The 6272-nt window shown below is 69.5% G+C and carries 5 protein-coding genes; 4 read left to right on the forward strand and 1 reads right to left on the reverse strand.

The window, feature by feature from the left end:
- Window positions 1–276: 276 nt before the first annotated feature.
- Window positions 277–1311 carry a Holliday junction branch migration DNA helicase RuvB gene (gene ruvB, locus ABFS34_15480; GenBank protein MEN8376829.1) on the reverse strand — a complete coding sequence of 345 codons (1035 nt, stop codon included), beginning with the start codon at window positions 1309–1311 and terminating at the stop codon, window positions 277–279.
- Window positions 1312–1457: 146 nt separating this feature from the next.
- Here ruvB and ABFS34_15485 point away from each other — a divergent pair, with 146 nt between their 5' ends.
- The 4 genes from ABFS34_15485 to ABFS34_15500 form a co-directional block, all read left to right on the forward strand.
- On the forward strand, window positions 1458–3428 hold the full coding sequence (locus ABFS34_15485) for a CBS domain-containing protein (protein MEN8376830.1): 1971 nt from the start codon (window positions 1458–1460) through the stop codon (window positions 3426–3428).
- 50 nt (window positions 3429–3478) lie between these two features.
- A complete protein-coding gene (locus tag ABFS34_15490) occupies window positions 3479–4573 on the forward strand; it encodes a succinylglutamate desuccinylase/aspartoacylase family protein (GenBank protein ID MEN8376831.1) in 1095 nt (364 codons plus the stop codon).
- An 86-nt stretch (window positions 4574–4659) separates the two neighbouring features.
- Window positions 4660–5283 carry a penicillin-binding protein activator LpoB gene (locus ABFS34_15495; protein MEN8376832.1) on the forward strand — a complete coding sequence of 208 codons (624 nt, stop codon included), beginning with the start codon at window positions 4660–4662 and terminating at the stop codon, window positions 5281–5283.
- 197 nt (window positions 5284–5480) lie between these two features.
- Window positions 5481–6272 (forward strand): hypothetical protein (locus ABFS34_15500; protein ID MEN8376833.1); only part of this gene is annotated, 792 nt, incomplete at its 3' end.

Raw genomic sequence — 6272 nt, forward strand, 5'->3', positions numbered from 1 at the left:
GCAGGTCGCTGAAAGAGGGTAGCGAGCCGCGTTGGGAGCGCCACGGGGTCGGATGCAAGGCAGCGCGACGACGCGATACCGCTGCGTATCGGGGAGGAGAGCTAACGACGTCAGACGGCCCCGTGCCGCCCCAACCCGAAGGGAGCAGGGGGGTTGCGGGATCCAGCGTTCGTCTCTCCTCGTCGCCATAGCTTAGGCTATGCCTCCTCGTCGTTCCTGCCCTGGACGCCCGCAAGCCCCCTGCTCGCGGCCGCACTCCCCTTTTTCAGCGACCTGCTAACGGTCGAAGAGGGTGGCCTGCGGACCGGCCGACGGGTCGGGCAACTCGTAGCCGAACCGGTGCAGCGCCCTCTTGGTGGCGACGCGCCCGCGCGGCGTCCGCATGAGATAGCCGGTCTGGATGAGGAACGGCTCGTATACCTCCTCCAGGGTCCCCGAGTCCTCACCCACCGCCACCGCGAGGGTGTTGAGGCCGACGGGCCCGCCCTCGAAGTCCTCTATGATCGTCTTGAGGATGCGGGCGTCCATGCCGTCCAGGCCGTACTCGTCCACGTCGAGCAGGCGCAGCGCCTGGTCGGCCACGTCCGCCGTGATGTGGCCCTCGGCACGCACCTGGGCGTAGTCGCGCACCCTGCGCAGGAGACGGTTCGCCACGCGCGGCGTCCCGCGCGCCCGCTTGGCGATCTCCCTGGCGCCGTCGTCGTCGCACTCGATACCCAGGATCTCGGCGCTGCGCGCCACGATCACCCGCAGGTCGTCGGCCGGATAGTAGCCCAGGCGCTGCACGATCCCGAAGCGCGTGCGCATGGGCGGGGTCAGCAGGCCGAAGCGCGTGGTCGCGCCCACCAGGCTGAAGCGCTCCACCGTCATCCTCACGGTCTGCGCCTTGGGGCCCTCGGAAAGACGGATGTCGATCCGGTAGTCCTCCATCGCCGGGTACAGGAATTCCTCGATAACCGGCCTCAGCCGGTGCACCTCATCGATGAACAGGATGTCCCGCTCACGCAGGTTGGTGAGGATGCCGACGAGATCTCCCGGCTTCTCGAGCACCGGTCCGGAAGTCGTCTTGAGGTTTACGCCCAGCTCTCGGGCCATGAGCATGGCGAGCGTGGTCTTCCCCAGCCCGGGGGGGCCGTGGAGCAGCGTGTGGTCCAGCGCCTCCTGCCGGCTCAACGCCGCCTCGATGGCGATGCCGAGCGCCTGCTTGACCGGCTGCTGGCCGATGAACTCCCGCAACCGCTGCGGACGCAGCGATGGCTCGACCGCCTCGTCCTCCTGTAGAGGCGCCGGCGTCGTGATCTCGGTCTTCATGCTCAGTGGAGCGAACTTGGCGTGGACATCGACAGCAACATACCCGAACGCCCCACCGGGCGGCAATTTCCCTCGCGCGGGAGGGGATATCCCCGACACGGGCGTTGGGGATCGTCCGGTTGCCGAGCCCGTCCTGCGGCGCCATCGTGCGCGCAGTGACGCCCGTCGACGGCGCGGGCTCCCGTTTCCCCTACGCGGCGGGGCAGATGGGCACGCAGGATGTGACCACCGGAGCGACACCGGATGCGATGCGCTCCTTCACGCGGGCGGTGCTCAGGGACCTCCAGGCCCTGCGCCGGATCCTGGACGAGGGCCTCATAGAGGAGGGCGTCGTCCGCTTCGGCGCGGAGCAGGAGATGTTCCTGGTCGATGAAGCGTGGCGTCCGGCCCCGCTCAGTCCCGAGATCCTGGACGACCTGACGGAAGGCGACTTCACCACGGAGATCGCCCGCTTCAATCTCGAGCTGAACCTGCCGCCGCTGGTGGTGGACGCGGACGTCCTCACGCGCATGCGCGGGTTGCTGGAAGCCGGCGTCCACCGGGCGGACGAGGCGGCGCGTGCGCGCGGCGCGCGCGTCGTGCTGACGGGGATCCTGCCGACGTTGGCGAAGACCGACCTGTCGCTGGACAACATGACGCCGAACGATCGGTACCGTGAGTTGAACGAGGCGTTCATGGCGATGGCGGGGGGCAAGGTGTCGCTGCGCATAGAAGGCGTGGACGAGATCCGGCTCGAGCACGACTCGGTGATGCTGGAGGCGGCGAACACCAGCTTCCAGATCCACCTGCAGGTCGGCGCCGCGGACGCGGCGCGCCTCTACAACATCTCGCAGGCGGCGATCGCCCCCGTGCTGTCGGCGTGCGTGAACTCGCCCTTCCTGTTCGGCAAGCGGCTCTGGGGGGAAACGCGCATCGCGCTGTTCCAGCAGTCGCTGGACACGCGCGCGCCGACGCCCAGCCTGCGCGAGCTGAGCGGCCGTGTGGATTTCGGCACCTCCTGGGCACGCGACGACGTGCTGGAAATCTACCGGGAGGACCTGGCGCGCTTCCGGGTCATCATGGCGGGTGAGCCGGACGAGGATCCGATGAAGCTGTTGGATCGCGGAGAGATCCCGCGGTTGGGAGCGCTCCAGCTCTTCAACGGAACCGTGTACCGCTGGAATCGCCCCTGCTACGGAGTCGCCGACGGGGTCCCGCACCTGCGCATTGAGTGCCGGGCGCTGCCGGCGGGGCCCAGCGTTGCGGACGAGGTCGCGAACTGCGCCCTCTGGTTGGGCGTGATGCGGGGCCTGGACCGCGAGTACGGAGACCCGGCCGAGCGCATGGACTTCGCGGACGCGCGCGCCAATTTCGTCGCCGCGGCTCGGTACGGGCTCAAGGCCGGCTTCACGTGGCTGGACGGAGAAGCGGTGTCGGCGCGCACATTTTTGCGGGAGCGCCTGATCCCCCTGGCCACAGAGACCCTGCGCGAGGAGGGGCTCGCGGCCGGCGACGTGGACGAGTACATGGGCATCATCCGCGACCGGGTGGAGACCGGGCAGACCGGGGCGCGCTGGCTGGTGACCTCGGCGACCGCGCTGCAGGGCGAGGGCTGGCGCGCCGAGCGCCTCGCCGCCCTCGTCGCCGCCACCGCGGCGCGCCAGGAGAGCGGGCTGCCGGGCCATCTGTGGGAGCCCGCCCGGCTGGAAGAGGCCGGCGAATGGAAACGCAGCTACCTGCGCGTAGAGCAGTACATGAGCACCGACCTGTACACCGTGCACCAAGACGCGCTGGTGGACCTCGTCGCGTTCATCATGGACAGCAAGCACGTGCGACAGATCCTGGTTGAGGACGACGAACACCGGCTCGTCGGAGTGGTATCATACCGGTCGCTGTTGCGGCTTCTGGCGGGCGGGGCCGGCGACCCCGCGGCGGTGCCGGTCGAGGACATCATGGAGAAAGACCCGGTGACCATCGGCCCCCGCACGTCGACGCTGGAGGCCATTGCCGTGATGCGCGAGAAGGGCGTGTCGTACCTGCCCGTGGTGCAGGACGGCAAGCTCGTGGGATCCGTGAGCGAACGAACCTTCATGCCGCTGGCGGCGCAACTGATGCAGGAGAAGCTATCCGAGCTGTGAAGGAGGCAACCGACCCCCCCACCGCACGGTCACGGCGCGTGTTGTGCGACGTGACCGCCGCGGCGCCGGGCCCCACGCTGCTGTGTATCGCGGGGCTTCACGGCAACGAACCGGCCGGCGTGCGGGCGCTGGAACGGATCTCGGATGCGGTCGCTCGCGCGGGCGGGCTGCGGCGCGGGCGCCTGGTGGCGATGGTGGGGAACCTCGCGGCGCTCGAGGACCGCGAGCGCTACGTGGACCGCGACCTCAACCGCGGCTGGCACGCACGGCGGAGCGCCGGCGCCGGCGCCGAGGGAGATGCTCCAGTCGAGGATCGCGAGCAGGCGGAGCTTCTCTGCGCGATCGAATCGGTGCTGGCGGACGACCCGCACGGCGTGGTCGCGCTCGACCTGCACACCACGTCGAGCTTCGGACCTCCCTTCTCCTTGATCGGCGACACGCTGGCCAACCGCGCCTTTGCGGCGGGGCTGGGGCTACCCATCGTGCTCGGGCTCGAGGAGTTGCTGGACGGCACCCTGCTCGACTTTCTGCACGGCAGGGTCGCCGTGGCCGTTGGCGTGGAGGGCGGCCAGCACGACGACCCGGAGTCCGCGGACCGCCTGGAGGCGGTGGTGACGCGGGCCATCGACGAACTGAAGATGTCCGTCCGCAGGGGCGCCGCGTCCGACGGAGCCGGCGCGGAAGACATGCGTCTCAACGGACGGCCCCGCGCGCCGCGGTTCCTCGAGGTGCGCCACCGTCGGCAGGTGGACCCGCCCGCGGACGGCTTCCGCATGCGCGCGGGCTACCTGAACTTCCAGCCGGTCGGTGAGGGCGAGGTCGTCGCGGACGACGCGGACGGCCCCATCCGGGTTCCCGAGCGCGGCCGCCTCCTCATGCCGCTCTACCAGAAGCTGGGAGAGGATGGGTTCTTCGTCGTCCGTCCGATCCGTCCTTTCTGGATCAGGGTGTCGGGCATGCTGCGCCGCCGCCGCGCGGACCGCTGGGTGCACCTGCTGCCGGGCGTACAGACGTATCCGCAGCGTCCGGCCACTTACGCCGTCAACCGCAGGGTGGCGCGGTGGTTCGCGCTGGAGGTCTTCCATCTCCTGGGCTACCGGCGCGCGCGCGCGCACGGCGACGTGCTACTGGTAACGCGCCGTTAGAGATGACGGCGAAACCACCGGGAACAGACTCGGCGAGGAGCGTGTAGGACGGAACAGGACCCCCCCAACGACAATCCGGAGGACCCATGAGCGGCTTGCAATGGGGCGCGAAACGTATCGTGCCGATTGCTCTCCTGAGCGGGTTGACGATCTCGGCGGGGTGCGCGCGGAAGTCGGTAACGCGGATCGAGCCCACGGCCGTGACGGACCTGTCAGGACGATGGAACGACACCGACTCGCGTCTGGTGGCGAACGCGCTGATCGAGCAGAGCATGTCGCACCGGTGGGCCGAGGATTACTCGGCCGCCAACGGCGGCGACGCTCCCACCGTCCTGGTCGGATCGTTTCGCAATCGCAGCGCCGAGCACATCCCGGTCGAAACGTTCGTCAACGACCTGGAAAGAGCGCTGATCGGATCGGGCGCGGTGCGCCTCGTGGCTTCGGGCACCGAGCGTGCCGAGGTCCGCGAAGAGCGCGATGACCAGCAGGACAACGCCCGTTCGGACACTCGCGCCCGCCTGGCCCAGGAGCTCGGCGCCAACTACATGCTGCTGGGCGAGATCCAGTCCATCGAGGACACCGAGGGCGGCGAGAGCGTCGTCTACTACCAGGTCGACGCGACGCTGGTCGATGTCGAATCGAACGTCCGCATATGGGCGGGCCAGCACGAAATCAAGAAGCTGATCGACCGGCGTCGACTCCGCTTCTAGTGTACCGTTGCAGAAGTCCCGCGCCGGCACACTAGGCACATGACCCCGGCAGCCGTATTCCGGGCCGGCAGTACCCGCTTTCCGCGCCCCCTCCCCGCGTGGAAGCAGCGGCGTCCGTTTGGATCGCCGCGTCCTATTCATGAGGCAACCAGGCGGCCGGCGCTGAGCCGGAAACGTCGACGACATGGAGAATCAAGATGATGCGCGCCACGCTATCGCTGGCGCTCGCGGCGAGCGTACTCGCCTCCTGCGCCCGTATCAACGAAGAGCCGATTCTCGGCAACGGCGATCGAGTTCGGCCGGTGAGCGGAGCCGACGTGGCCGAGGGGTCCGGCACGACGACGGCCCAGGAAGGCATGCAGCAGGAACGCGACGAAACCGCCGCCACCGCGCTGGCCACGTGCGTGCCCGACATCTGCTCGGCGATCGCTCGGGGAGAGCTCGCGCTGGGCATGTCCGTGCCGCAGGTACTCGCCGCGACCGAGACGACCGAGGACGCCTGGACCATCCGCACGGCAGGTGACGCGACCGTCATGACCCCCTCCAGCCGCTCTTACGCCCTCTCGGACCAGGTCGGAGAGATCGGCATGGTGCAGCTCGACGGGCGCGGCGTGCGTGCCTACAGCTACCGCGAGTCCTCGGGGGTGCGCCTCGTGGACGCGCCCGAGGACGCGACGGTGGACGGCCGCGCCCGGGCGCGCGCCGACGCGCTCGTCGCCGAGGGCGATGAGCTGGTGGCCGCGGGCGACCTGGACCGCGCGCTGGCGCGCTACGATCAGGCCGACGTGCTGGCGCAGGGAGATCCCGGCATCACCTACCGGATCGCCACGCTGCTGGACAAACAGCTGCGGCCCATCGAGGCGCTGATACAGTATCAACTGTTCCTCCACCAGCTCGAGCTGGAGCGCATCGACGCCGAGGGCAGGGCAGCCGCGCACTTCGCGGACGCGATCGCGCACGCCCAGCAGCGCATCATCGTGCTGGAGCGC

The organism is Gemmatimonadota bacterium, assembly GCA_039715185.1.
GTDB lineage: Bacteria > Gemmatimonadota > Gemmatimonadetes > Longimicrobiales > RSA9 > DATHRK01.